The sequence below is a fragment of the Laribacter hongkongensis DSM 14985 genome (assembly GCF_000423285.1).
GTDB classification, from domain to species: Bacteria; Pseudomonadota; Gammaproteobacteria; order Burkholderiales; family Aquaspirillaceae; genus Laribacter; species Laribacter hongkongensis.
This window is the reverse complement of record NZ_AUHR01000016.1, coordinates 1-25,934: the sequence shown is the minus strand read 5'-3', so window position 1 is coordinate 25,934 and position 25,934 is coordinate 1. Positions and strand designations below refer to the sequence as shown.

Here is a 25,934-nt window from a genome sequence, read left to right as displayed (position 1 = left end):
CGTAGAATGCGCTCCCTTTTTTGATGTTTTCCGAAAGCCTTGTCATGCACGAACGGATCGACGAACTGGAAATTCGGCTGGCGTTTCAGGAGGAACAGATCGACGCCCTCAACCTGACCGTGGTGCGCCAGCAGCAGGAACTCGATACCCTGCGCCGCCAGTTCGACGAACTGGTCCGGTTGCTCCGGGCGCAGTCCTCACCGCAAGACGGCAGCGAACGCTGGCATGCCCGCGACGACATCCCGCCGCACTATTGAGGCAATACGGCTCAGGACGGCACGGTCATGGCCTGCCGGCGACGCACCCACGCGGCCCGGGCCGTGTCGTAGCCCCAGTTGAACACGTAGGTATAGGGCAGGAAGAAAACGAAAAACCCCAGGTCCAGCAACAGGGCCTGCCAGTAGCTGACCGACAGCCACCACGCCGCCAGCGGCACCAGCAATACCACCAGCGTGCCTTCGAACAGCAGGGCATGCAGGCAGCGCACGCGCACGGTGCGCCGCAGCTTCCAGCGCCGCTCGGCCCGCTCGAACAGGGCGTTGAACAGCATGTTGCACAGCATCGCCACCCCGGCCATCATCAGCGACAGGCCGCCCATCTGGCCCAGCGACTTGCCCATGATCCATGCGGCCAGCGGCACCAGCATGAGGGTAGCGCACAGTTCGTACAGCATTGCGTGGAAAACCCGTTCTGACGGTTTCTTGACGTGATCCATTTGCCGGTCCGTTGGGAAAAACACTGCAGAGAGACCCGCAGCCGCTCCGCACATGGCAGCCATTGTCGTGACGGCCAGCCGGAATGCCAAACCAGAATCCATCGAAAAAACCGATATGTCCAACACCCTCGATGCCCTGACCGCCTTCAGTACAGCGGCCGAACTGGGATCGTTTTCGGCGGCGGCCCGCTACCTGCACAAAAGCCAGTCCACCGTCAGCGAAGCCATCGCCAATCTGGAAATCGACCTTGGCGTGTCGCTGTTTGACCGTGGCGCACGCAACCCGGTCCTGACTGCGGCCGGGGAGCAACTGCTCCGCCATGCCAGGCAGGTCCTGGCGGCCCACGAGCAGCTCACCCGCCAGGCCAGCCTGATGAGCGCCGGGCTGGAGCCGCAGTTGAGCATCGTGCTCTCCGACACCCTGCATTCGCTGGAACTGGAAACCCTGCTGCAGGGTCTGGAAACCCGCTTTCCGGAACTGGAGCTGGAAACCCTGGTGGCGGAAAAGGAAGACGTGGTCGACCTGGTCGCCAGCGGCCGCGCCCATCTCGGGCTGCTGTCGGCCCTGCCGCACTATCCGGCCGGCATCGGCCATGCTGCCCTGCCGCACCAGGGACAGTTTGCCCTGTTCGCCGGTCGCCACCATCCTCTGGCCCGGCAGAAAGCATTGTTGCCGGACCAGCTCGCCCCGTTCCGCCAGCTCTGCCTCAACACGCTGGGCTCGCCGGCCCCCGCTAGCACCCATCCGCGCCGCTGGCTGGCACCCAGCTACCTGATGCTGCTCGACATGACCCGGCTGGGCTTTGGCTGGGCCGAACTGCCCTCGTGGATGGCCCAGACATTCGGGCGCGACGAACTGGTCCAGCTGGATGTGGCCGGCTGGCCCCGGCCCATTCCCATTGACCTGGTCTGGTCGTCCGGCCGCCGGCCGGGCCTTGCCGCAGCCTGGGTGCGGCAGTTTCTGGCCGGCACGTCCGGTGAACCGCTGTCCCCGGCCTGATCCCGGAAGGCTGGCGACAAACGGATTGGCTTCTACACTGCATTCATGACCTATCCGGACAACCCGAAAGCCAAGGATTTCCCATGTTGCGCAATTCCCCCCACAGTTTTGGCTGGCCGGCCCGCTGGTTGCACTGGCTGACCGCAGCGGCGGTCATTGCGGCACTGGTTTTCATCGAAACCAAAGACTGGTTTCCACGCGGATCCGCCACGCGGGCCGGCATTTTCTACGCCCACGTACAGGCCGGGCTGATTGCCTTCCTGCTGGTCGTGCCACGGCTGGCCTGGCGTCTGGCCAACCGCCCGCCCGGCATCACGCCGCCCTTGTCCCGCCGGATGCAGCAGCTTTCGGACCTGACCCACTGGCTGATGTACACACTGATCCTGTGCCTGCCGGTGCTGGGCCTGCTGTCGTTGCAGGCCAAGGGCACTCCGCCGGCCCTGTTCGGCCTGCCGTTGCCCTTGCTGACCGAACCGGCGCCAACGCTGGCGCACGACCTGAAGGACTGGCACGAAAACCTCGGCAATGTGCTTTTGTGGCTGGCCATCCTGCATGTGCTGGCAGCCTGGTGGCACCACAAGATCCTGCGTGACGACACGCTCACGCGCCTGACCGGGCCATGGCGCCCCTGAGCCGGGCTGCGGCCGCCCCGGTCGCGGCACCTGCCGGCATGACCGGCCTCGCCAGCCATGCATGGCCCGCAGGGCACGCCCGGCCAGCCGGCAGCCTGCGTCTGGCCGGGCGCGGTGCTCCTTAAGGTCAGGCTGCGTATAATTCCTGCTTTGCCTGTCCTGCCCCGCCCGATGTCCGCTTTCCGCCCCCACGACGAATTCTTCATGCGCCAAGCCATCCTGCTGGCGCAGGAGGCTGCTGCTGCCGGCGAAGTGCCGGTCGGCGCACTGGTGGTGCTGGAAGGCAAGGTGATCGGTCGCGGCGCCAATGCTCCGATCGGTCGTCATGATCCGACCGCGCACGCGGAAATCGCGGCCCTGCGCGCCGCGGCAGAACGGGCCGGCAACTACCGCCTGCCCGGCGCCGAGCTGTATGTCACGCTGGAGCCGTGCGCCATGTGTGCCGGTGCCATCCAGCATGCCCGCATCGCGCGGGTGGTGTTCGGTGCGTCCGATGCCAAGACCGGCGCCGCAGGCAGCGTCGTTGACCTCTTTGCCGAACCCCGGCTCAACCATCATGCCGAAGTCTGCGGCGGCCTTCTGGCCGACGAATGTGCAGCCGTGCTCTCCGGCTTTTTCCGTGACCGGCGGGCCGCCCACCGCGCCGCCCGCCAGACCCGGACGGACCTGTCCCATGCTGATCCGCATTGTGCTTGCCGACCAACGCCTGACGCTGTTTGACGACCACGGCCGGCCCGTGGCCGCTTACCCGGTTTCCACGGCCGCGCGTGGCGCTGGCGAACAGTCCGGCAGCCAGCAGACTCCGCGTGGCCGTCATGTCATCCGTGCCATGATCGGTGCCGGAGCCCCGATTGGTGCCGTGTTTGTCGGCCGCCGGCCAACCGGAGAGATTTGCGACGATGCCCTCTACCACGCCCAGCCCGGCCGCGACTGGATCCTGACCCGCATCCTGTGGCTGTCCGGCTGCGAACCCGGCCGCAACCGGCTGGGGCAGGTGGACACCATGCGCCGCTACATCTACCTGCACGGCACACCGGATGCAGTGGACATGACCCGTCCCGGTTCGCATGGCTGCGTGCGCATGCGCAACCGTGACATTGCCGAACTTTTCGACCGCGTAGCGCCCGGCACGCCGGTCGAGATCGTGGAACACGCCGAATGATGAAACTGCTGACCCTGTTGTGGGCCTGCCTGCTGGCCGCTCCGGCACTGGCAAGCTCTTCTCCTGTCCCATCCCGGCTGGCCGGCTTCGTGCTGGACCAGCAATCATCCAGCTTGCTGCCGGGCCAGACCAATCCGCGCCATCCGGGCGAGCCGTGGATCCGGGTCGGCGTCGGCAGCCAGACGCTGACACTGTTCGACGGTGACGGCACGCCACGCCGGCACTGGGTGGTTTCCACCGCCAAAAACGGTGTGGGCGAGCAGTTCGGCAGCTACCAGACGCCGCGCGGCTGGCATACGGTATGCGACAAGATCGGCGCCGATGCCGCTCCGGATGCCATCTTTTACCGCCGCCAGGATACCGGCTGGCGTTACAGTGCCGAGCTGGCACGCGAAAATCCCGACAAGGACTGGATCCTCACCCGCATCCTGTGGCTGTGCGGCGCCGAGCCGGGCTTCAACCAGGGCGAACTGCCCGACGGCACGCTGGTCGACAGCTACCAGCGCGGCATCTACATCCATGGCGGCGGCGCGCATGTGCCGTTCGGCACGCCCACCTCCAAGGGCTGCGTACGCATGACGACGCCCAGCGTGATCGACCTGTTCGAGCTGGTGCCGACCGGCACCGATGTCTGGATCGACGTGGCCGGTTGACCCGTCCGCATCTGCCTGCTCCTGCCCGTAACCCTTTCCTGCCATGAACCTGACGCTGACCACACCGGCCCTGCTGTTTCCCGCCATTTCCCTGCTGTTGCTGGCTTATACCAACCGTTTCCTGGCTTTGTCCGCCACCATCCGTCAGCTTTACGACCGCCACCGCAACGCCCCGGATGCCGGCCTGATCCGCCAGATCGCCAACCTGCGGCGTCGGGTCGAGCTGATCCGCTGGATGCAGACACTGGGGACAGCCAGCATTCTGGTGACCACCCTGAGCATGTTCCTGCTGTTCATGGGCTGGCCCGCTGCCGGGACATGGAGTTTCGTGATCGGGCTGGTGCTGATGTGCGGTTCGCTGGCATTGTCGCTGGTGGAGCTGTCGATCTCCGGCAATGCACTGGAAATCCTGCTGGCCGATCTGGAACACACGGGCGAGCGCCCGCCCCGTACCAGATAATGTCCTGCCGGCCGTAGGCCTTGCTCCGTTTTGCCTCCTGCCGACAGGGCTGCCGGGGCAACCGGACGGATGGCTGCACTCCGGCATGAAGCCCACCATCCGCAGCACCTGTACCGATGCCACTCATCCTCCGGCCTGGCCGTAGGGTGCCAGACGCCCCGGCTGGTCGAGCCCGCGCGACCCGGCTGGCTACGCGTCATGCCAGGCAACCGCTGCCGGACATGCTTTTTGCCATCGGCAGGGTGATCCTGCATCCGCGCAGGATCCGGCCAAGACGTTGACCGGACAGGATGTTCATACAGCCACACCGTATTGCCATTCCGGTTGCCATGGCCGGACCGGCAGATACCGCGTTCCCAGGCCGGAGATTGCCGGCACAGCCAGGGAAATGCTGCGGACAGGGCGTGTACACCGGCTGCTGGCGTGAAAAAGGCACCTGACGAGGTGCCTTTTTGCTGTTTGCAACCGGTGGAATCAGCCGGCCCGGCCGGCGATCTGCGGTGTCTCCACCCGGACATCCCCGCACTGGGCACGGTGACGCAGGGCATGGTCGATCAATACCAGTGCCAGCATGGCTTCGGCAATCGGCGTGGCCCGGATGCCGACACAGGGATCGTGGCGGCCGTGGGTTTCCATGTTGACCGGCTGGCCTTGCCTGTCGATGGAGCGGCGCGGCCGGGCAATGCTGGAAGTCGGCTTGATGGCCATCGACACTTCGATGTGCTGCCCGGTGGAAATGCCGCCGAGGATGCCGCCGGCGTGATTGGACACAAAGCCTTCGGGGGTCAGTTCGTCGCCATGCTCACTGCCCCTCTGGGTGACGCAGCCGAATCCGGCGCCGATTTCCACGCCCTTGACCGCATTGATGCCCATCATGGCGTAGGCAATGTCGGCGTCCAGCCGGTCGAACACTGGTTCACCCCAGCCGACCGGCACGTTTTCGGCCACTACCCGCAGGCGGGCGCCGATGGAGTCGCAGCTTTTGCGGATGCTGTCCATGTAGGCTTCCAGCTCGTCCAGCCGGCTGGTATCGGCGGCAAAGAACGGGTTGGTGTCAACCAGATCCCAGCTGGTGAACGGGATGTCGATGTCGCCGATCTGGGTCAGGTGCCCACGCACGACGATGCCGAAGCGTTCGCTCAGCCATTTTTTGGCAATGGCACCAGCAGCGACCCGCACCGCGGTTTCGCGGGCCGACGAGCGACCGCCGCCACGCGGGTCGCGGATGCCGTATTTGTGCCAGTAGGTGTAGTCGGCATGACCGGGGCGGAAGGTGTCGGCAATGTTGCCGTAGTCCTTGCTGCGCTGGTCCTGGTTGCGGATCAGCAGTGCAATGGGGGTGCCGGTGGTCTTGCCTTCGAACACGCCGGAGAGGATTTCCACCGTGTCCGGCTCGCGGCGCTGGGTGACATGGCGGCTGGTGCCGGGCTTGCGCCGGTCCAGCTCGCGCTGGATGTCGGCTTCGCAGATTGCCAGTCCCGGCGGGCAGCCATCAACCACACAGCCAATTGCCGGCCCGTGGCTTTCGCCGAAACTGGTTACGGTAAACAGGTGGCCGAAGGTATTGCCCGACATGTGAAATTCCCGCTGAAAAGTGGTTTCAAATCCGGCGGGCAGTGTAGCACAAAGGCATCAGAGGGCCGGCCGGCGGCGGAACCAGCCGGTGACGCTCAGGCGGGTGCGGCCGGCTGGCTCGACGGCATGCCAGAAACGGTCGGACAGGAAGGTCACCAGCGTGCCGCCGGCGGGCTGGAGCAACAGGCTGTCGCCCTCCCGGTCGGCAGGCCAGAAGCGCAGGTGGCCGCCGTCCTCGTCCCGCCAGTCCGGTGGGTTGAGATAGAGCACAACGGTGAGGGTGCGCAGGTCGCTGTCGCGGAAGCGGTCAAGGTGAGCCTGGTAAAAGCTGCCGGGCGGATAAACCGCCAGATGGGCTTCGAGGTCATGCAGCCCGAGATAGAGCGCCTGATTGACCGACTGGCGCAGGGACTCCATGCGGGCCTGGTATTGCGCCAGTACCGGATGCGCCGGCGCTTCGTCGATCCACAGCACCTGGTCGGAGCGCACGCCTTCCTGGATGACAAGAGCGCCGCCGCGCCCGACTCCGGCCCGGTGAAACACGCCTTCGGCGTGACAGTGCAAGGTATGTGCGGCCAGTGCGGCCGTGTCGTCCGCCCCCAGGAAATCCGGCCAGACAGCCCAGCCGGCATCAACCAGCCGGTCGAGACAACTTTCGTTGTCGTGTACCCGGGCACTCTTGGGCAGAGGGAGTGACATCCCGGTTTCTCCTCGCATGGATCAGGCGGTGGATTCTAGCGTACTTTGTTTCACCGGCCGGTCAGGCCATGTACGGGCGTTCCTGGAGAAGGAATGCCGGCAGGCATGTACAGCGAGGGATTTTTCAACCAGCCGGCTCACGTCCGGGCGGTTTCAAACAACGGGATTTGCATCCGTAGCCAGCAAAACGGGCTTGCAGCATGACTCATGCACGGCAAGAAGCGTTTTCTGGCATGCAAACCCGTTATTGGTCCAGATCAGACTACCCCGACAAATCAGGAAACAAGCAGCAATCCGCCCGGCTCAATTAAACCACAACAAATCAATGCCTCCCACATGGCAAACCATTCACCCTGTTCACGACATAGATAACAAAAAATAACACTTTATCAGCACAATCAAATTCATATTGAATTACCGGAGAAAATTGTTATGTATAAATTTGACCCGACTGAAGGATAAACAAAATGCAGCGCTATCTGGTTTATTGCGGTGTGCTTATCCTGGGGAGTCCGTGCGTACTGGCAGGAACGGCCACGGCAACGCTTAATGTCACGGCAACCGTCATTTCAGCATGCAGTGTCTCGGTACCGACCAATGTGGCCTTTGGAAACTACAACCCCGCATCCGGCAGTCCGACGAATACCACGGGCACGCTGAATGTCACATGCACCAGCAGTACGCCCTATCAGATTGCCATGGATGCCGGAGCCAATGCCTCCACTGCCAACAACACGACAACCAAGCGCATGCGGGCAGCCGGATCACATTATTTTCCATACAGCCTGTACCTTGATTCGGGGCATACCACCATCTGGGGTGACGGCAACAACTCCAGCAGCCTTTATCCGACCAACTGCACCTATTGCCAACGGGACCGGTGTTGTACAAAGCTACAGCATTTACGGGCAAATCACGGCCAATCAATACGTAGCCCCAGGCTCGTACTCCGATACAGTCACCGTGACAGTCACCTATAGCTGACCATGAAATACCATACCTTTTTAATGACATGGTTTTTATGCTCCACGGCTTGTGCCGCAGACCTCGCAGTACAACCCGTACGACTCCGGTTGTCAGAAAAGCAGAACCGGAGTGTCCTGACCGTAACAAACCGTAGCAGCGAATCCACCTCCATTCAGGTTGATACTTTTTCATGGTTTGATGAAAAAGGAGAAAACCGGCAAGTTCCGTTTAACGGCCTGATCGTCAATCCCCCCATGTTTACACTGGGCCCGTATGGCACCCAGACCATACGTGTGGGAATGCGGAATCCAGCAAAAAATGAGAAAGAAATTGCCTACCGTATTTTACTGAGACAAATACCATCATCCAGCACAATTGACCAGCAAATAAAAAACCTGCAATTCCTGATGCAGATCAGCCTGCCTGTTTATATAGAGCCACCACAAAAAAACTGGTCCATCAAATGGGATGCGAAACACATACAAGCTAACCAGATCACACTGACAGCGCAAAATACCGGATCAATGCATATTGATCGTTCACAAAATCAATGTGAACCCAGCTCATACGAACAGCACTGATGAAGCACTCGCAAACATTGAAGATGCCATGACGCTATTACCAGGGCAGGCATCTATACCCCATGGGGAACAGGAACCAGTACATCCATATGGCGCCACCAGAACAATGATAACAAGCTGGTGAGGCTGGACAGCAGCTGGAGAAAGGATTTCCCCGAGCAAAGGGCCAGCCTGCAAATCGGGGATCTTGTCAGTCAAGGAAGCAGCTGGGGATATCCAGTCAGGTTTGGAGGAATTCAGTTTTCCAGCCGGTTTGAACTGGCCCCGGATTTCATCCCGTTTTCCCTGCCGGTTTTTCATGGGGAGACATCCCTTCCCGCTACGGCAGAGATCTATACGAACACACAAAAACTGGCCCAGCTAGATGTAGCACCTGGTCCATTTGACATACTGGGATTATCTCCACTCCAGGCAGGACAGGGTGAATTACAGCTGGTGGTTCGTGATTTACTTGGGCGACAACAGGTTATTTATCAACCATACTACATTACGCCTCGACTCTTGCAACCAGGAACAAGCGAATTTTCTTATGGTTTTGGAGCCATCAGGAAAAGCTATGGATTTGAAAGCAATCACTACGGCCAGTTAATGGCAAGTGCCTTCAGGCGCACTGGCATCTCACCAGGATTTACATATGAATGGCAAATAGAGGCATCACCACACCAACAAACCATTGGGGCCGGTGGCGCATGGCTATTGCCATATTTTGAAAGTATTTTTCCGAGAGTCATCAACTCCAGCCTGGCTGTCAGCCATGGAAATGATGGCCAGGGAGCACAACTCATACTGGGCATGGAGAAGCAACAACGATCAGGAAATTTCAGCGCACAAATAGGGTTCAGCTCCAGAAATTTTACCCAGGCAGGAATGCTGTCAAATTTCCGGACAAAAAACACAGGCATGATATCCATCGGAATACCTCTACTCAGACAGTGGGTCAATATCGGCTATATCCAGCGCTCATCCTGGCAAAATGACCAACAGTGGCAATTGTCATTGGCAAGCAACATCCGCATCAACAACGTAACCCAGCTTGGCATCAGCATTCTCCACGGGAATACCGGTACGACAGTGCTTGCCGGACTGAATTTCATCCTTGACAGCAGGACAACCATCACTACGGATACCCTGCGAGAAGGCTCGAAACAACAGACAGCCGTACAGTTGCAAAAATCCATGCCCATGGACAACGGCACCGGATACAGGCCAGCGATTCGGGACGCTACCAGGCCGGCATTTCATGGCAAAACCCGTATGCCACACTGTCGGGTGACATTGCTGGCGGCAATGGCCAGTCCGGTTACCAGATTGCTGCCAGCGGCGGGCTGTCATACGCCGGCAACCGGTTGTTTGCATCCAGAAAAATCAATGAAAGCTTTACCGTCGTCGATACCAGCCCGTTCAGCGATATAAGGGGCTACCGGGAAAACCAGGAGCTGGGACGCACGGATGAAACAGGGCTGTTACTGGTACAGGGGCTGCACGCCTATCAAGACAACAGGATCAGCATAGCCATTGATGACCTGCCGCTGGATGCAACAGTCGAGACATTTGAACGGAATGTGGTTCCGGCATGGCGCAGTGGTGGCATCACCAATTTCAGGCTGATGCCACAAAGCGGCTTCAGCTTCCGGCTGGTCGATGACAACGGGCAATTTGTCCCGGCTGGCGCCTTGATACAGACATCTGACCAGCAGCCGTTGGGGCAGGCCGGACTTGACGGGAAAGTCTTCGTTGCTCCGGCCACACCCGTTACCCGGATTACCGCCAGTTGGGATTCAGGATCCTGTTACGCCATGCTGCCCGGAACAATCGGGGCAGCACTCCCTGACCTTGGGACTCTTTCATGCCAAAAAACATCAAGCCGGTGAATTTTCTGCCAGCAATCCTGCTGGCCATTTGTGCTTTTCATGTTCAACAGGCACATGCACTCTGCACGCTGGCATGCAGTTGCAGCGTCAGTGTCACCAGTGTGGCATTCGGCACCTACAATGTTTTTTCACCAACACCCCTGACCGGCACCGGATCAGTGGATGTCAGTTGCGGAGGCGTGGCAGGCCTGCTGGTGCCATACGATATTGCAATATCGGCAGGTGCATATCCGCAAACGGGAGTCAGTACCCGCAGGATGGCCAACGGTTCAAACATGATGGCGTATTCTTTGTACACCAATGCCACCCGTTCAATCATCTGGGGCGACGGCACCGAAGGCAGCCAGAAAATATCGGACTCACTGACTCTGGTATTGCTGGGAAACGTATCCAGAAGTTATCCCGTTTACGGGAGCATTCCTGCGGGACAAATGCTGACGCCAGGTTCGTACTCAGACACGCCGACCGTGACACTGACCTATTACTAGCCTCTGTCCACTCCTGGCTGTTGCATGGCCGTTTTACGGCCGGCCTTCATTCATTTCTGGCCGCTGCCCTTGACCTTGCCAAGGCGCTGCACGCGCAACCGGTAATCGGCACGCTCGCCCTTTTCAGCATTGCTGCGGTACACGAACACGCGCACCACATAACTGCCGTCAGCAGGCAAAACCCCCATCCAGTCACGGGTTTCGGCAATCGGCATGGTCTGCTGCTCGTCATTCCACAACAGGAAATAGGCTGCCGGATGCCCGGTAACCGTCAAGCGCACCTGCTCGCCCTCTCGCCCTTCAAACCGGTAGTCACGCACCTGGCTGCCTTTGACGCTGCCGGAAACAGCGGCAGCATTCTGCCCAAGGGACATGACCGACGAGGATGCCGCCAGGGCCGTCCCCGTGCACAGCATGCCGGTAATCAGCACTCCGGCCAGCCAACCTGTAATTCCCGTCATTGTTCTCTCCGGTCGGATCCAGTCATTGAGGTCGTTACCTTACCTTGAGTCGGGCCCCGGCCCAACTCCGGCACCACAGCAAGCGGACAAGGATCCAGTTGCAGCGAAGCCGGAGGCTGCCGGATGGTGGCCTGAAGCAGCTTGAACAGGTCCACATTCACGGCATCACCAGCCTCCAGCCATTCACCATCTGCCGTAAAGCTGCCCAGATAACGCCAGTCGGCAAACAGGTGCCGCTCGCACCGGCCGGTTACCACGTCCTGCTCGACAACGGCCAGTGCATCGTCAAACGGCCACGATGGCAAGGCATGGCGCGCCAGCACGCTCTCAAGCCGGGTATTGAACTGTGCCGCACTTTCCCGCCCCAGACAGGCTCCGCGGCAACGCCCCAAAGAATGGGCAGAACAGGGACGGCCACTGCGCGACTGTTCCAGTCCCAGCCGTTTGCAGCACAGCTTGTAACTGTCGGCAAACGTCGCCAGCCGCCGCTGCGCTTCGCGCGGATTGCGGAATACGCCGAAACACCGGCCAGCGTGCCCGGCCAGAGCCTCAGCCAAGGGCACCGGCACCGGGCCCAGATACCCTTGCTCGTCGGCCACCAGCCGCCAGGAGAGCGCGGTCTCGTCTGCCCGTCCCTTGCCTCCGGCCAGCGGAGCCGGCAACTGCCCAAGAATCCGGACTTCGCGCAGCGCAGCACCGAACTCGCCCAGTGTTTCGTCCCAGACGACACTGGCAACCCGTGCCGCCAGCCGGGCCTCTTTCTGGTTGCGGACCCGCGGCTGGAAATAACGCAAGACACTGGCACGCAGGTTGGCGGCCTTGCCGACATGCAACACGGTGCCGTCTGCCGCCATCAGGCGGAATACGCCTGGCACGTCCGGCAAATGGTCGACCAGACCAGCGCCAACGCCTTCGGGCAGCTCGACGGCAGCCAGCAAGTCTGCCGCCGCAGCCCGGACCGCATCCTGTCCCAGTTCGGCAACGGCGGTTTGCAGGAACACGTACACCGCCTCGGCATCTCCCAGCGCCCGGTGGCGCATGCCGGGAGGCACGTCGATGCCGTGCCGGGCAATCAGGCTGTCAAGGCTGTGCTTGGCATGCTGCGGATAGAGCCGGCGCGACAGCTTGACGGTGCAGAGCGGATCGGTGGTGAAGGTCAGCCCCAGCCGGCGAAATTCGTTTTTCAGAAAGCCGTAGTCAAAGCGGGCGTTGTGCGCGATCAGCAGCTTGCCGTTCAGGCGCGCCAGCAGTGCCGGTGCCAGTTCGGCAAAAGGTGGGGCCTCCGCCACCATGGCATCGCTGATGCCGGTCATTTCTTCAATGAACGGCGGAATCGGCTGACCGGGGTTAACGAGCTGGGACCAGCGGGTCGTGACCCCGTGGCTGACTTCGACCAGGCCGATTTCGGTAATCCGGTCACGGGTGATGTGACCTCCGGTCGTTTCCAGGTCGACAATGACGTAAGGGCGATCAAACACGGCAACACGCTAAGGGGGATGAAACCAGAAAAGAAAAACGGCACCACAGACGATGCCGTCACACAGCCCGTATTGTAACGCCCTGTCCGGCAGCACACAGCCGCAGGAGCACAAAAAAACGCCACAGACGATCTGCGGCGTTGCAAGCACAACGAGAGGGAATAATCAGGCCTTCTTGGCAGCCGAACGGTTGACGGCAGCCGATGCCACTTTGGCAGAGTTGGCAGCAGCTTCGGCACCGGCTTCGGCCAGCTCGGCACTGACCTTCTTGGCAGTCTTGGTCACGCTGTCATAGGCGGCGGTGGCGCTGGTCAGCATGTTTTTCATGGCGTTGACAGCGGTATCGGAACCGGCCGGGGCGTTTTTCGACAGCTTGTCGAGGTTGGCGCACAGCTGCTTGTTGAAATCCAGCATCTGCTCTTCCATGAAGGCCTGGACTTCGTTCTGGGTCTGGACGGCCACGTCGTACACGCTGCGGGCCATGCCGAATACCTGGTCCACGCTCGGCTGGCTGAACTGGGCCTGTGCATCGGCAAGGCTCTTGACGTCTTTCACTTCGGCCAGGGTCTTGACCACGTCAGCCTGCTCGGCGATCAGCTTTTTGGACAGTTCCAGTTGCAGGTTGGCAAAGCGCTCGGCGCTGGACAGCACGATGGACGACAGGCGCAGGGCCTTTTCCAGCTGGGCTTGTTGCAGGGATTGCAGTTCTTGTGCCTGGTTGAACATGTCGGTTGCTCCGTAATGAATGATTTGGGGTCAAACGGTGCAAGCCAACAGCCGGACTGTATTCGCACTTGGCATTGTGCACCGCAACATCTAACGCTATTTAAGCGGGGCTGCCGCCAGCTGTCAAACCATTTTTGTGCATCGCACCAAAACGTCGTTCCGCCACAACAGGCGTGCCGTGGAAAACCACGCCCGCTCCGGGTACACTTCCTGCCATTCATTTATCCACGAGCAGCGATCCGGCCCCTATGAGCGCCTCTGCCGATCACACCTTCGACATCAAGTCCGCGCGACTCAACCTGTTCTCCATCCGGCTGCGCTCAACCCGACTGGCCGATATCACCCGGGATCTGGACAACCGTTTCTCGGCAGACAGTCCGTTCAGCCGGACACCCGCCATGCTGGACGTCAGCCAGGTCAATCCGGTCGAACTGGATTACCGCGGTCTGGTCGCCCGGTTCGCCCAGTACGGCATCCATCTGGTCGGCGTGCGCCCGACCCCGGCCGGTCTGGAAGGCGCGCTGGACGATGCCGGCCTGTTGCCGCTCGGAGGAGACGAGGCGCTGGACGAATCCCGTCTGGAAGACGAACCGCAACCGCAGACACTGGTGATCGACAAGCCGGTCCGGGCCGGACAGCAGGTATATGCACGCGGCGGCAATCTGGTGGTGCTGGCCACGGTCAGTGCCGGAGCGGAAGTGATTGCCGACGGCGACATCCACATTTACGGCAGCCTGCGCGGCCGGGCGCTGGCGGGAGCACGCGGCCAGCGTGATGCCCGGATTTTTGTCCGGTCGATGCAGGCCGAGCTGCTGTCGATCGCCGGCATCTGGCGCACGCTGGAGCAGGACCTGCCCGCTGCGCTGGCCAGCCGGCCGCTGCAAGTGTTGCTGGAATCGGACAAGATTGTCATGCGGGCCTTGCCCGATTGAGTTGCCCCACTTTTACTGATGGCAACCGCATACCAAAATTCGTGATTGAACAGGGGAAACACTGTGGCAAGAATCATCGTCGTGACGTCCGGCAAGGGCGGAGTAGGCAAAACCACCACCAGTGCAAGCATTGCCACAGGGCTCGCCCTGAAAGGCCACAAGACCATTGTCATCGACTTTGACGTCGGCCTGCGCAATCTGGACCTGATCATGGGCTGCGAACGACGGGTAGTGTACGACCTGATCAACGTGATCCACGGCGAGGCCACCCTCAACCAGGCCATGATCAAGGACAAGCACTGCGACAACCTTTATGTGTTGCCCGCCTCGCAAACCCGCGACAAGGACGCACTGACCGAAGAGGGCGTCGGCAAGGTGCTGGAAGAACTGGCACAGGACTTTGAATATATCGTGTGCGACTCTCCGGCCGGCATCGAGCGGGGCGCGGTACTGGCCCTGTATTACGCCGACGAAGCGATTGTCGTCACCAATCCGGAAGTCTCCAGCGTGCGCGACTCCGACCGCATCCTCGGCATTCTGGCAGCCAAATCCAGGCGGGCGCTCGAAAAACAGGAACCGGTCAAGGAACACCTGCTGATCACCCGTTACGCACCATCCCGGGTCGACAAGGGCGAAATGCTGTCGGTCGAGGACATCCAGGACATCCTGCGCATCCCGCTGATCGGCGTGATTCCGGAAAGCATGGCCGTCCTGCAGGCATCCAACCAGGGGATGCCGGTCATCCACCTGACCGACACCGACGTGGCCGAAGCCTACAAGGACGTGGTGGCCCGTTTCCTCGGCGCCGAAACCCCGATGCGCTTTCTGGAAGCCCCGAAAGTCGGACTGCTCAAGCGGCTGTTTGGAGGATAAGGCATGTCGCTGATTGAAAAACTGTTTGGCAAACGCCAGAAAACCGCCTCGATCGCGCGTGAGCGCCTGCAAATCATCCTGGCGCACGAACGCAACGGCCGGGCCGAACCGGATTACCTGCCGCAATTGCAGCAGGAACTGATTGCGGTCATTTCCAAATACGTCAAGATCGCCCCGGAAGACATCAAGGTACAGCTTGAACGCCAGGACGATCTGGAAGTGCTTGAAGTCAACATCGTGCTGCCTGAACCACAGCAACGCACCGTCGCATGACTCTTACCGAACTCCGCTACATCGTCGCCGTTGCCCGCGAACGCCACTTCGGACGGGCTGCCGCCGCCTGCTTTGTCAGCCAGCCGACCCTGTCGATCGCCGTCAAAAAACTCGAGGACGAACTGGGCGTCACCCTGTTCGAACGCGGGCCGGAAATCACTATCACCGACATCGGCCGCCAGATCATCGAGCAGGCGCAGGTAGTGATTGAAGAAGCTTCGGCCATCAAGCGCATCGCCGGCGAACGCCAGAGTGAACTGGTCGGCCCGCTCAAGCTCGGCATCATTTTCACCATCGGTCCCTACCTGCTGCCACGGCTGATCCCCACCCTGCGGGTGCTGGCACCGGACATGCCGCTGTTTCTGGAGGAAAACTACACCGCCAGACTCGCCGACATGCTCAAAAGCGGCGAAATCGACTGCGCCGTCGTGGCCGAACCGTTTGACGAGCCCAACATCGTCACCTTGCCGCTGTACGACGAACCGTTCGTGGTGGCCACCCCGAAAAGCCATCCATGGTCCACCCGTGACGCCGTGGCTTCATCCGAACTGGTTGGGGAATCGCTGCTGCTGCTGACGCAGGGCAACTGCTTCCGCGACCAGGTGCTGGCCGTATGCGACCGCAATGCCCAGCCACGGGTCGACGGCCACCCGCTGGCACAGGCCCTCTCCGGCAGTTCGCTCACCACCATCCGTCACATGGTAGCCAGCGGGGTCGGCATCACCGTGTTGCCGGCCACGTCGGTCAGCCAGGGAGACCGCGACCTGCTGAGCATCCTGCCGTTCAGCGGCAGCCCGCCGACCCGCCGGGTCGTGCTCGCCACCCGCCGCCACTTCCCGCGCATGAACGCCATCCGGGCGCTGGCACAGGCCATCCGTACCAGCGGACTGAGCCCGGTGCAGATGCTGGATGACCGCGGCGAGCCGCTGGTCCCGGGGCGCTGCGCCGCGCATTGACGCCAGCCGGAACAGCCGGCACACTGGCCAGACCATTCAATCATTCCATTTGCCTGACCGGTTGAATGGCTGGCCTGCTCCGGCAGGAGATCATGGCGCCGCTTTAACGACAACTTGCGGGGCGCCCTCCAAATTCCGCTAAAGCGTCGCCCGTTCCGACCGGGTACGCTGTCGTCGGAGTCTGCCATGTACGATTGCCAAACCGACGCCGCCACCGAATTCAGTTTCGCACCCGAAACGCCAGTCCGGCCCGCCACCTCCCCGGCTCCTCGCTCAACGCTGCGAGGCCGTTTTTACTGCCTGCCCAGACCCGGTCACCAGACTGCCGATCTTGCCGCCTTGCAGACACTGGCCTGCGCCCGTGGCTACCGGCTGGAACGCCACACCCAGGGCTGGTATCTGGCTGACGTCACCTTTGAAGATGCACTGATGCTCAATGCCCGGCTGGGCGAGCGCTTCGTCACCCACTGCGAATTGCGGCTGGCCCGCCCTGTCCGCATGGCCTGACCCGGCCGGCCGGCATGGAGTGAGGGCGGGGCTTTGCGCTAGAATCGCGCGTTCCGCTTTTGCAGTAGATGTCTTGCCATGCCCTCCGCCATCCCCGCCCCGCCACGACGTGCCTGGCGCACCGAATCGTCGGCGCTGCTGCGTCTGGCGACGCCAATGATGATTGCCCAGATGGCCCAGGTCGCCACCGGTTTTGTCGATACCGTGATGGCCGGCCGGGTCAGCCCGGACGATTTGGCTGCCGTATCGATCGGCTCCAGCATCCTCATCACGGTGTTCCTGACCCTGTCGGGCGTCATCATGGCGCTCAATCCGCTGATCGCCCACCAGCTCGGTGCCCGCCAGTTCGACCGTATTGGTCCCGTGGTGCGCCAGGGATTCTGGGTAGCAGCCGGACTGGGACTCTTCGGCCTCGCCCTGATGTTTGCCCTGATGCCGTGGCTGCCGGGCTGGCTGTCGCTGGAAACCAGCGTGGCCGACAAGGTCAACGGCTATCTGGCCGGTGCCGCGCTGGGCGTGCCGGGCATCCTGCTCTATCGCGTGCTGCATGCCTATTCATCCAGCGTCAACCAGACCCGCCCGATCATGCTGGTCAGCCTCGCGGCACTGGCACTCAACGTACCGCTCAACTACATGCTGATCCACGGACTGTTCGGCCTGCCGGCCCTTGGCGGCGCCGGCTGCGGCTGGGCTACCGGCATCGTGTTCTGGTTCAGTTTCGTGGCACTGGCCCTGTATACCCGCTACAGCCGCGCCTACGACACCTGCCCGGTCTGGCAACGGCTGGAGGCTCCCAGCCGGCAGCTGATCGGGCAGATCCAGCGCCTTGGCCTGCCGATTGCCCTGTCGTTCTTCCTTGAGGTCAGCACATTCACCTTTGTCACCCTGCTGATCGCCCGTCTGGGCAGCACCGTGGTGGCCGGCCACCAAGTAGTGATCAACTTCACCACCCTCACCTACATGGTGCCACAGTGCCTTGCCATGGCGCTGACCGTACGGGTCGGCCACGCACTGGGTGCCAACAATCCGCAGCTGGCAAGGTTCCGCAGCCTGATCGGCATCCTGCTTGGCGCCGTCACCGCCATTGCCAGCTCCACCCTGATCCTGTTCCTGCGCACCCCGATTGCCGAGCTCTACACGCCGGACCCACAGGTCGTGGCACTGGCGGCCAGCCTGATGCTGTTTGCCGTGTTCTACCAGTTTTTCGATGCAATCCAGACCATTGCCACCGGCGCCCTGCGCGGCTACAAGTCCACCACCGGTCCGATGCTGGTACACCTTGTCGTGTTCTGGGGACTGGGGCTGGGCGGCGGCAGCTGGCTCGGGCTCAACCAGGTCACCCTGTTTGGCCATGCCATGCCGACCGGTGCCTATGGGTTCTGGGTGGCACTCACCCTGAGCCTGACTTTGGCGGCCTTCATCCTCGGTGCCGTCTTGCTGCATGTCTCCCGCCAGAAACTCAACGATGGCCGCCAGCCAGCCCTGCACGAGGCCCTTGCATGACTTTTTCCGTCCATCCCCGTGCCGACCTGGCGCCCCTGACCACCTTTGGCGTGCCGGCAACGGCAGCCCGGCTGCTGACGCTGGAACACCTGTCCCAGCTGCCGGACATGCTGACCGACCCGGAATTTCAGGCCGGCCCGCGCCTGATCCTCGGTGGCGGCAGCAACCTGCTGTTTACCCGCGACTATCCCGGCACGGTACTGCGGGTAGCGCTGAGCGGTATCCGGGTACTGGCTGATGACGGCGAACACATGCTGGTCGAAGCGGCCGCTGGTGAAAACTGGCATGCCTTCGTGCGCCAGACGCTGGAGCTGGGTGCCTTCGGGCTGGAAAACCTCAGCCTGATTCCCGGCACGGTGGGCGCCGCACCGGTGCAGAACATCGGTGCCTATGGCGTGGAGGCTGGCGACCTGATCGATTCGGTGGTGTGCGTTGACCTCGCCAGTGGTGAGCAGCACGTAGTCAGCGGGACGGAATGCGCCTTTGGTTACCGCGACAGCCGTTTCAAGCACGAGTGGCTGGACCGGCGGCTGATTACGGCCGTGCGTTTCCGCCTGTCGCGCCGTTTCACCCCGCACACCGGCTATGGCGCCATCGCCACCGAGCTGGCCAGCCACGGCATTGACACGCCGGGCGCCCAGGATGTCTCCGACGCAATCTGCCGCATCCGCAGCGCCAGGCTGCCTGATCCGCGCCAGCTCGGCAATGCCGGCAGCTTTTTCAAGAACCCGGTGCTGTCGGCCGAAGCGGCGCAGCAGGTGCTGGCCGGTCATCCCGAAGCCGTGCACTACCCGACGGGTGATGGCCGGATCAAGTTTGCCGCCGGCTGGCTGATCGAGTCGGCCGGGCTCAAAGGTTATCGCCAGGGAGCCGCCGGCGTGCATGACCGGCAGGCACTCGTGCTGGTCAACCATGGCGGTGCGCATGGACAGGACATCCGGGCACTCGCCCATCATGTCCAGGACACGATACGATTACGCTATGGGATTGACCTTGAACCGGAGCCCCTGATCCTGTAGCGACTTCCCTCTTCCTCCATCACCCTGACTGCGAAAGACTTGCCCATGACTGCTCGCCTTACACAGGTCCTGCCGCTGCACGGCCAGCGGATGATCGTCGGTTTTGACAACGGGATCAGCGCCACGTTGTGGCTGTCCCGGGTGACAGCGGGCATGCAGGAAGATTTCAGCGCCCTGGCCGATCCGGCCCTGTTTCGCAGCGCGACGGTCAGCGACAATCAGGTGGTCTGGTCCAACGGCCTGAAACTCAGCGGCGAGCAACTCTACGCCCACGCGCGCGGGCAGCACTGACGCACGTTCCTGCAACAGGGTCGCCATGCGTCAGGCATCAAAAATGCCCGGCATTGCCAGCGCTGAAAAACACTCGAAATACCGGGCCGTCACGTACTTACAGATGACCGGATGCAGCCTGCCGCGATGCCAGGCTGGTGCGGCACGAGGCGCCGGCCAGGAAACGTGACGAACTGAGCCAGTCCTGCTGCGGATAGTAGGCAAACACATAGCTTCCCCGGCTCAGCGTCCGGATCAGTTCGGGTGCCACGGCCGGCCGCACGGCCGGGCAGCCTTCGCTGCGGCCGAGCCGGCCCAGGCTCGGCACCACGCCCGGATCGGCATAGGCCGCCGAATGGATCACGATGCCGCGGGCCTTGCTGTTGTGGTTGATGCCCGGCTCCAGCCCTTCCAGCCGCAGCGAAGTACCGTGCTTGCCCCGGTAGGTGGCACCGGTGCGGAACAGGCCGAGTGAAGTCTGGTAGCTGTTGGGCCGGTTGGAAAACGTGCTGGCCAGGTCACCACCACTGTTCTTGCCGTGCGTGACCCACTCCTCGAACACCAGCCGCGGCTGGCGCAGGTCAAAGACCCACAGGCGTTTTTCCCGCGAAGGCCGCGAAAAATCGATGACCGTCAGGTAATCCTGCCGCTCATCCAGGCTGGATTCGGCACAACCAGCCGCCGACAGCGCCAGGCGGATGGCCTGCGGACTGGCATCCGGTGCCAGACGCAGCAGTTCGTCAGCAGAAGGCAGGGCAGCATGCGCCAGCGGCGCCACCAGGGCACAGGCCGCAGCTGCGCTGCGCCAGACAGAAGATACTCGAAGCATGATCAACAACAATTCCGCAGAAAACGTACGATCCGGGTCAAGCTGGTGATTCTACGCAAAAATCGCTGGATGTCATTAAGAATCCGCAACTTAGAACAGGATCACAGCTCTGCATCCTCATCGGCCAGAATCGGCATATTCCCGCTGGAAGCCGGCTGCCGGTCCACCGGACGGTCGGTAATGACCAGCGTGGTCCCGACCGACAGCGACCCCAGAATGGCAGGAACAAAGCTGTCCGGCAGACGTGCGCCACCGACCTGCTCCAGCATGTCCTGCCCCCGCTCCGGACGGCTCAGGTGCACAGTCAGCCATTGCAGGTTGCGTGCCTCGTCCAGCGTCATGCCGGCAGACGGAGTACTGAGCAGGGTAAAGACCGCCAGGCCCCGGGCGTCCGGCTCGTCGAGTTCCACTGGCACATCACCGACCAGCTGGCCGTTGCGGTAGGCGAACAGGCGTGCATCCTGCCGGCTCAGCAGCAGCGACAATGGCCCGCCCTGCGGATCGGCATCATCCCAGAATGCCGACAGTCCGGCCGGCACGGCCTTGGGCTGGCCCTCGACCACGGACGGAGCCAGCCAGCCCGGGCGCGCGACTTGCGGCGGCGCACTCTGCTCGTCGGCCACGATCACCGTGGTACTGTCAAAACCGGTCACCGTATACAGTTTTTGGGCAAATGCATGCGGCAGGCGTATGCAGCCGTGCGAAGCCGGGTAGCCCGGCAGCGATCCGCCGTGCAGGGCAATGCCATCCCACGTCAGGCGCTGCATGTACGGCATGGGAGCATTGTCGTATTTATTGGAAAAATGCTTGACCCGCTTTTGCAGGATGCTGAACACCCCGGTCGGGGTTTCCATCCCGCGTCGCCCCGAGCTGATGGTAGAGACCCCGATGGCGATTCCGTTGCGGTAGACGTACAGCCGCTGCTCGCTCAGGCTGATCACCAGGGTGATCGGACCAGCCGGTGAAATGTCCGGCTTCCAGCGGAATTCGCCGGGTTTCAGGCTCAGCTCGCTGTTTTCCGCCAGCGAAACATCAGGGTTTGACGGCGCGGGAACACTGGCGGGCTGCGCCCACACGCATGACATGATCCCCATGCCCGCAATCAGAACGGCAATACGACGCAAACCAGTCTCCCAGGCAGCATGAACGGGGCTAGCTTACCAAGATCGCCGGCAGCGGGCGAGTTACCGCAAACTGCTTGTCCCAACCAGCCTGACGTGCCTCTATCCCAGGCACCGCATGGCCAACAGGTACAGCCCGCCGGATACCAGCATGGTAACCGGCAGGGTGGCCACCCACGCCCAGACGATGGCGGACACCGTACCGGCTTGCAGCGCTCCCCGGCGGGCCAGTACGGTTCCGGCCACGGCACTGGTCACCACATGGGTGGTCGACACCGGCATCGCCAGACTGCTGGCCAGCCCGATCGACAGTGCACCGACAGTCTGTGCCACCACACCCTGCGCATAGCTCAAGGGCTGCTGGCCGATACGTTCGCTGACCGTCCGCACCACCCGCCTCCAGCCCACCAGCGTTCCTCCACCCAGGGCCAGCGCCACCGCCAGCATGACCCAGCGCGGCGCGTAGTCGGTCAGCAGCAAGAGCCCGCCCGCCATCCGGGACAGCTGCGCGGCAGGCTCCGCCGGCCACGCATACTGCGCCTGCATCTGCCTCACGGTGGCATTCAGGCACAGCAGGTCCTGCCGGACCTGCTGCCGGGTCCGGGCCGGCCACACTGCCGGCGATTGCGCCAGAGTCCGGCTCAAGCGGGCAGACCATTCATGAGCCCGGGTCACGGGGCACGCCGCTGCCACACCGGCAGAGGGGGGCACCAGCCTGGCCAGAGCAGCCGGGTAAGCCGCATGGAAGGCTTCAAATTGCTGCACAGCCTGGCGGGTACCGGCGAGTGCGGCAACCGAAGCATGCGGATTGATGGCGAACTGCGCCGGCACGATGCTGATCAGCACCAGCATGATCAGGCCCACGCCTTTCTGCCCGTCATTGGAGCCGTGTGCCAGACTCACGCCCAGCGCCGACGAAACCAGCAGCCAGCGTGCCGCTACCGGTGGCTGGCTGCCGGCTTGCGGGACGGCCTGCAAGGGTGAATGCGGCTGCCATGCCAGCCACAGCCGCAAGCCGGCCACGGCCAGCCCCAGACCCAGCAGTGGCGACACCAGCAGCGACAAGCCGATCGTACCGGCTTCACTCCAGCGCACCCCCTCCAGCCAGTTGCCGTTGACCAGCCAGCCATGCGCCGCACCGACTCCCAGCATGGCCCCGACCAGGCTGTGGGTGCTCGAGAGCGGGATGCCGAACCACCATGAAGTGAAATTCCAGAAAATGGCTCCGAGCAGGATGGCTCCGATCAGGATCAGGCTCTGGAGCAGGTCGGTTGCCAGCAACAGGTCCACCGGCAGGATGTGCAGGATGGCAAACGCGACGCCCAGCCCGCCGGCCAGAATGCCGGCGAAATTGCCGGCCGCAGACAGGGCAACGGCAGTCATGGGAGAGAGCGCGCGGCAATAAATGGTCATGGCCACGGCATTGGACGTGTCATGAAAGCCGTTGATTGCCTCGAAAAACAGCGCGGCGGCCAACGCGACCAGCAACAGCGCGATGGCCCAGCCCGGCATAACGGCAAAGAATTCGGCCATAACGGGAAGTCAGGTGAATAACGGGGAGGCAAGACCGCCAGCGTTCTCTATGCGGCTGGTTGTGTTATAGCCAGTGCGTGCCCGGGAGCCGGGCCAGATCAGGCCGGCATGCAAACCGGCCATAAAGGGCGACCCGGTGCCGCCAGTCCGGAAACGGGTTTATGATCGAAAGGCGGCCGACGGGCATGGTGTTCGCACCGGGAAACTGCCAATACGGGCATTTCCGTCACCGCTGATGCGCGGACACGATGCATGCAACCTTCAGATACCGATACGCACACCACGCCCAGTCCGATGATCCCGTGGATCATCGCTATCGCATTCTTCATGCAGATGCTGGACGGGACCATCCTCAATACGGCCCTGCCAGCCATGGCCCGGTCCCTGCACGAAAGCCCGCTGCGCATGCAGTCCACGGTGATTGCCTACATGCTGACCGTGGCCATGCTGATTCCGGCTTCCGGCTGGCTGGCCGACCGCTTTGGCAGCAGGCGCATTTTCCAGACCGCCATCTTGCTGTTCAGCCTGGGATCGCTGCTGTGCGCGCTGTCTCCCACACTGGAATGGCTGACCGCCTCACGCGTGGTGCAGGGGATCGGTGGTGCACTGATGCTGCCGGTCGGGCGCCTGATCATCCTGCGAAGCTATCCGCGGGCGGATCTGGTCCGGATATTGGGATTTGTCACCATCCCGGGCCTGACCGGTCCGTTGCTGGGCCCGATCCTGGGAGGCTGGATCGTGGAAGTACTGACCTGGCACTGGATCTTCCTGATCAACCTGCCCATCGGACTGGCTGGATTCCTGGTGGCAGGCCGGTTTTTGCCCGCGGGCGATGACGTGGCCGCACTGCCGTTTGACTGGAAAGGCTTTGTCCTGTTCAGCCTCGCCATGGTTACCCTGTCCTTTTCACTGCAAGGACTGGGCGAACTGCAACTGGCCCATGCCCAAGTCTTGCTGCTGCTTTTGCTGGGACTGGCCAGCCTGGCGGCTTACTGGTTGCATGCCTCAAGGACTGACGAGCCGATTTTCAGCTTGGCCCTGTTCCGGATCCATACGTTTTCCCTCGGCATTCTGGGCAACATGTTTGCCCGTCTGGGCAGCGGCGCCATGCCGTTCCTGACCCCTCTGTTTTTCCAGACCGCCCTGGGATACAGCCCGTTCAAGGCGGGCCTGACCATGGCACCGCTGGCGCTGGCTGCCATGTCGGCCAAACCGGCAGCCACGTTCCTGCTGAGACGCTATTCCTACCGGCAAGTGCTGACCATCAACACCTTTTTGCTGGGCATCATGATTGCCGGCTTTGCCCTGATTTCCAACCAGATCCCGGAATGGATCATTTACGTCTATCTGGCAATCTTCGGTGCAGTCAACTCGATCCAGTTTACGGCCATGAATACCCTGACCCTGATCGATCTGGGCGGAAACCTTGCCAGCAGCGGCAACAGTCTGCTGTCTGTCGTCATGCAACTGGCCATGAGTCTGGGAATTGCTGCATCGGCGGCACTCCTCAACGGATTTGTCGGCCAGCATGCCTATCAGCAGCTCTTGCCGGCGCAAATCCTGTCAGCTTTTCATGCCACGTATGTCTGCATAGGCATCATGAGCATCATTGCCGTGATGATTTTCCTGCAGCTCCATCCTCATGCCGGACAAAAAACAAACAGCGGTACAGTTGAAGAACATTAAGTTTCAAACCCACAAATAACTGGTTTTTTATTTGCACACATTGCCGATATAGAACATCAAACAGTCACTTTTTGCATATTCATATAGTCATACCATCCAGTCAGGCAGCTGCTTGACGCAGAGTTTGACAACAAATACATCCATTAAAACCCACTTGCAGTTCAGCAGCAATTTGCTATGACATGAAGGTAGCGCACTGAAAGTGTTAGGCCAATGCGTCCAGCACTCCCGATAGTCTAGCGAGATGGCCTTGTTGCAGAAGTCCTGCCGAGCTACCCGGGTAGTGCGAGGTAGACTGGTCCCATGAACCCGCACAAGCTCCACTATCGCCCCCCCCACTGGCCTGAATACAACCGCAGCCTGCAGAACCGCAGTAATCTGACGGTGTGGCTGTCACCCCACATGACCTGGCTGGGTGGATGTACCGGGGCTAACGGGTGGCCAGCGGTTTACACCGATGCCGTGATTCAAACGGTGCTGACACTGAAGTTGTTGTTCAAGCTCGCCTTGCGGCAAGCGCGCGGCCTGGTCTGCAGCCTGTTGAAGTTGCCCGGGCTGGAGTGGCCGGCACCCTGTTTCAGCACCGTCAGCCGGCGGCAGGCCACCCTGACCGTCACTATTCCGGTGCAGCGGCGGACTGAACCCTTGCATCCGCTGGTCGACAGCACAGGGCTCAATATCTGTGGCGAAGGCGAATGGAAGGTCAAAAAGCATGGCACCGAATACCGCCGGACCTGGCGCAAGGTCCATCTGGCCATTGATGCTGAGACGCTGGATGTCCGGGCAGTGGAGATGACCGGCCACCGACAGGGAGACACCACACAAGCGGAAGAACTGTTGTCGCAGCTGGACCCGGCAGAGCTGCTGGCGAGCGTCAGCGGTGACGGCGCTTACGATACCCGGGGCTTCTTCTATCGTGAGGTTCACTCACGGGGGCCACGGTCATCGTGCCACCACGACGGAAC

General features: G+C 61.9%; 31 protein-coding genes and 2 pseudogenes. 24 read left to right on the top strand and 9 right to left on the bottom strand.

All coding sequences use genetic code 11. The features are described 5' to 3' along the window. Positions 1-44 precede the first annotated feature (44 nt). Positions 45-257: a SlyX family protein gene (locus G542_RS0111845; protein ID WP_027824220.1), complete on the top strand. Its 213-nt coding sequence runs from the start codon at positions 45-47 to the stop codon at positions 255-257. An 11-nt stretch (positions 258-268) separates the two neighbouring features. Here G542_RS0111845 and G542_RS0111840 read toward each other — a convergent pair whose 3' ends face one another. Beyond that, positions 269-715 (bottom strand): multidrug/biocide efflux PACE transporter, encoded by a 447-nt coding sequence (locus tag G542_RS0111840; RefSeq protein ID WP_012697978.1) that lies wholly within the window; start codon positions 713-715, stop codon positions 269-271. 52 nt (positions 716-767) lie between these two features. Between G542_RS0111840 and G542_RS0111835 the strand changes: the two genes are divergently transcribed. The 7 genes from G542_RS0111835 to G542_RS0111810 all read left to right on the top strand — a co-directional run bounded on the left by G542_RS0111835 (position 768) and on the right by G542_RS0111810 (position 4,622). Beyond that, a complete protein-coding gene (locus tag G542_RS0111835; RefSeq protein WP_228369871.1) occupies positions 768-1,715 on the top strand; it encodes a LysR family transcriptional regulator in 948 nt (315 codons plus the stop codon). Positions 1,716-1,798: 83 nt separating this feature from the next. Then, positions 1,799-2,347 (top strand): cytochrome b, encoded by a 549-nt coding sequence (locus G542_RS0111830; protein ID WP_012697980.1) that lies wholly within the window; start codon positions 1,799-1,801, stop codon positions 2,345-2,347. Then, positions 2,335-2,472: a hypothetical protein gene (locus tag G542_RS18560; RefSeq protein ID WP_012697981.1), complete on the top strand. Its 138-nt coding sequence runs from the start codon at positions 2,335-2,337 to the stop codon at positions 2,470-2,472. The genes G542_RS0111830 and G542_RS18560 overlap by 13 nt, the downstream gene beginning before the upstream one ends. Positions 2,473-2,551: 79 nt before the next feature. After that, positions 2,552-3,067, top strand: a complete 516-nt coding sequence (gene tadA, locus G542_RS16785; protein ID WP_012697982.1) for a tRNA adenosine(34) deaminase TadA — start codon at positions 2,552-2,554, stop codon at positions 3,065-3,067. Further along, on the top strand, positions 3,021-3,509 hold the full coding sequence (locus tag G542_RS0111820) for a L,D-transpeptidase (protein WP_027824219.1): 489 nt from the start codon (positions 3,021-3,023) through the stop codon (positions 3,507-3,509). Before tadA ends, G542_RS0111820 begins: the two co-directional genes overlap by 47 nt. Next, a complete protein-coding gene (locus tag G542_RS0111815; protein ID WP_027824218.1) occupies positions 3,506-4,162 on the top strand; it encodes a L,D-transpeptidase in 657 nt (218 codons plus the stop codon). The genes G542_RS0111820 and G542_RS0111815 overlap by 4 nt, the downstream gene beginning before the upstream one ends. 43 nt (positions 4,163-4,205) lie before the next feature. Then, complete coding sequence (locus tag G542_RS0111810) at positions 4,206-4,622, top strand: DUF2721 domain-containing protein (protein WP_012697985.1); 417 nt, start codon at positions 4,206-4,208, stop codon at positions 4,620-4,622. Positions 4,623-5,096: 474 nt separating this feature from the next. On the opposite strand, the gene aroC is transcribed toward G542_RS0111810, so the two are convergent. Together aroC and G542_RS0111800 are read right to left on the bottom strand one after the other, a co-directional pair. Further along, positions 5,097-6,197, bottom strand: coding sequence for a chorismate synthase (aroC, locus tag G542_RS0111805; protein WP_027824217.1), 1,101 nt, complete (start codon positions 6,195-6,197; stop codon positions 5,097-5,099). A gap of 57 nt (positions 6,198-6,254) precedes the next feature. Next, a complete protein-coding gene (locus G542_RS0111800; RefSeq protein ID WP_012697988.1) occupies positions 6,255-6,896 on the bottom strand; it encodes a 2OG-Fe(II) oxygenase in 642 nt (213 codons plus the stop codon). Positions 6,897-7,363: 467 nt separating this feature from the next. Here G542_RS0111800 and G542_RS19635 point away from each other — a divergent pair. The 6 genes and pseudogenes from G542_RS19635 to G542_RS18090 all read left to right on the top strand — a co-directional run. Next, positions 7,364-7,741: pseudogene (locus G542_RS19635) on the top strand (Csu type fimbrial protein); the annotation flags it as partial. Then, positions 7,716-7,880, top strand: coding sequence for a spore coat protein U domain-containing protein (locus G542_RS19630; protein ID WP_373276915.1), 165 nt, complete (start codon positions 7,716-7,718; stop codon positions 7,878-7,880). The pseudogene G542_RS19635 and the gene G542_RS19630, both read left to right, overlap by 26 nt. A gap of 2 nt (positions 7,881-7,882) precedes the next feature. Next, entirely contained in the window at positions 7,883-8,443 is a 561-nt protein-coding gene (locus G542_RS18100) for a fimbrial biogenesis chaperone (RefSeq protein ID WP_081666829.1), read from the top strand. Positions 8,444-8,479: 36 nt separating this feature from the next. Beyond that, positions 8,480-9,481 (top strand): annotated as a pseudogene (locus G542_RS18095) (fimbria/pilus outer membrane usher protein); the annotation flags it as partial. Positions 9,482-9,615: 134 nt separating this feature from the next. Next, the gene (locus G542_RS18555) at positions 9,616-10,314 is read left to right on the top strand and encodes a fimbria/pilus outer membrane usher protein (protein ID WP_162142361.1); all 699 of its coding nucleotides are present in this window, start codon (positions 9,616-9,618) and stop codon (positions 10,312-10,314) included. Continuing rightward, a complete protein-coding gene (locus G542_RS18090) occupies positions 10,290-10,802 on the top strand; it encodes a Csu type fimbrial protein (RefSeq protein WP_012697992.1) in 513 nt (170 codons plus the stop codon). The genes G542_RS18555 and G542_RS18090 overlap by 25 nt, the downstream gene beginning before the upstream one ends. Positions 10,803-10,852: 50 nt before the next feature. On the opposite strand, the gene G542_RS0111785 is transcribed toward G542_RS18090, so the two are convergent. The 3 genes from G542_RS0111785 to G542_RS0111775 all read right to left on the bottom strand — a co-directional run bounded on the left by G542_RS0111785 (position 10,853) and on the right by G542_RS0111775 (position 13,467). Further along, positions 10,853-11,263, bottom strand: a complete 411-nt coding sequence (locus G542_RS0111785) for a hypothetical protein (RefSeq protein ID WP_012697993.1) — start codon at positions 11,261-11,263, stop codon at positions 10,853-10,855. Continuing rightward, the gene (locus G542_RS16780; RefSeq protein ID WP_081666828.1) at positions 11,260-12,741 is read right to left on the bottom strand and encodes an exonuclease domain-containing protein; all 1,482 of its coding nucleotides are present in this window, start codon (positions 12,739-12,741) and stop codon (positions 11,260-11,262) included. The genes G542_RS0111785 and G542_RS16780 overlap by 4 nt, the downstream gene beginning before the upstream one ends. A gap of 165 nt (positions 12,742-12,906) precedes the next feature. Continuing rightward, positions 12,907-13,467 (bottom strand): phasin family protein, encoded by a 561-nt coding sequence (locus tag G542_RS0111775; protein ID WP_012697995.1) that lies wholly within the window; start codon positions 13,465-13,467, stop codon positions 12,907-12,909. A 248-nt stretch (positions 13,468-13,715) separates the two neighbouring features. On the opposite strand from G542_RS0111775, the gene minC reads away from it, so the two are divergent. The 8 genes from minC (at position 13,716) to G542_RS0111735 (ending at position 19,821) form a co-directional block, all read left to right on the top strand. Beyond that, positions 13,716-14,399, top strand: coding sequence for a septum site-determining protein MinC (minC, locus tag G542_RS0111770; RefSeq protein ID WP_012697996.1), 684 nt, complete (start codon positions 13,716-13,718; stop codon positions 14,397-14,399). A 63-nt stretch (positions 14,400-14,462) separates the two neighbouring features. Then, positions 14,463-15,272, top strand: coding sequence for a septum site-determining protein MinD (minD, locus tag G542_RS0111765; protein ID WP_012697997.1), 810 nt, complete (start codon positions 14,463-14,465; stop codon positions 15,270-15,272). Positions 15,273-15,275: 3 nt separating this feature from the next. Beyond that, complete coding sequence (minE, locus tag G542_RS0111760; protein WP_012697998.1) at positions 15,276-15,545, top strand: cell division topological specificity factor MinE; 270 nt, start codon at positions 15,276-15,278, stop codon at positions 15,543-15,545. Beyond that, positions 15,542-16,501, top strand: coding sequence for a LysR substrate-binding domain-containing protein (locus tag G542_RS0111755; protein ID WP_012697999.1), 960 nt, complete (start codon positions 15,542-15,544; stop codon positions 16,499-16,501). Before minE ends, G542_RS0111755 begins: the two co-directional genes overlap by 4 nt. Before the next feature lie 186 nt (positions 16,502-16,687). Then, entirely contained in the window at positions 16,688-17,008 is a 321-nt protein-coding gene (locus tag G542_RS18550; protein WP_012698000.1) for a hypothetical protein, read from the top strand. 78 nt (positions 17,009-17,086) lie between these two features. Next, positions 17,087-18,511, top strand: a complete 1,425-nt coding sequence (locus G542_RS0111745; RefSeq protein WP_012698001.1) for an MATE family efflux transporter — start codon at positions 17,087-17,089, stop codon at positions 18,509-18,511. Then, the gene (murB, locus tag G542_RS0111740; RefSeq protein ID WP_012698002.1) at positions 18,508-19,530 is read left to right on the top strand and encodes a UDP-N-acetylmuramate dehydrogenase; all 1,023 of its coding nucleotides are present in this window, start codon (positions 18,508-18,510) and stop codon (positions 19,528-19,530) included. The genes G542_RS0111745 and murB overlap by 4 nt, the downstream gene beginning before the upstream one ends. Before the next feature lie 45 nt (positions 19,531-19,575). Further along, complete coding sequence (locus tag G542_RS0111735; protein ID WP_012698003.1) at positions 19,576-19,821, top strand: DUF2442 domain-containing protein; 246 nt, start codon at positions 19,576-19,578, stop codon at positions 19,819-19,821. A gap of 97 nt (positions 19,822-19,918) precedes the next feature. On the opposite strand, the gene G542_RS0111730 is transcribed toward G542_RS0111735, so the two are convergent. From G542_RS0111730 to G542_RS0111720, 3 genes are all read right to left on the bottom strand, one after another. Continuing rightward, positions 19,919-20,629 (bottom strand): murein L,D-transpeptidase catalytic domain family protein, encoded by a 711-nt coding sequence (locus G542_RS0111730; protein ID WP_012698004.1) that lies wholly within the window; start codon positions 20,627-20,629, stop codon positions 19,919-19,921. Positions 20,630-20,730: 101 nt separating this feature from the next. Further along, the gene (locus G542_RS0111725) at positions 20,731-21,753 is read right to left on the bottom strand and encodes a L,D-transpeptidase (protein WP_012698005.1); all 1,023 of its coding nucleotides are present in this window, start codon (positions 21,751-21,753) and stop codon (positions 20,731-20,733) included. A gap of 99 nt (positions 21,754-21,852) precedes the next feature. Beyond that, positions 21,853-23,283, bottom strand: a complete 1,431-nt coding sequence (locus G542_RS0111720) for an inorganic phosphate transporter (protein ID WP_012698006.1) — start codon at positions 23,281-23,283, stop codon at positions 21,853-21,855. Positions 23,284-23,535: 252 nt separating this feature from the next. Between G542_RS0111720 and mdtD the strand changes: the two genes are divergently transcribed. Both mdtD and G542_RS16775 read left to right on the top strand, forming a co-directional pair. Continuing rightward, a complete protein-coding gene (gene mdtD, locus G542_RS0111715) occupies positions 23,536-24,969 on the top strand; it encodes a multidrug transporter subunit MdtD (protein WP_012698007.1) in 1,434 nt (477 codons plus the stop codon). A 303-nt stretch (positions 24,970-25,272) separates the two neighbouring features. Beyond that, positions 25,273-25,934 (top strand): IS5 family transposase (locus G542_RS16775; RefSeq protein ID WP_155826684.1); only part of this gene is annotated, 662 nt, incomplete at its 3' end.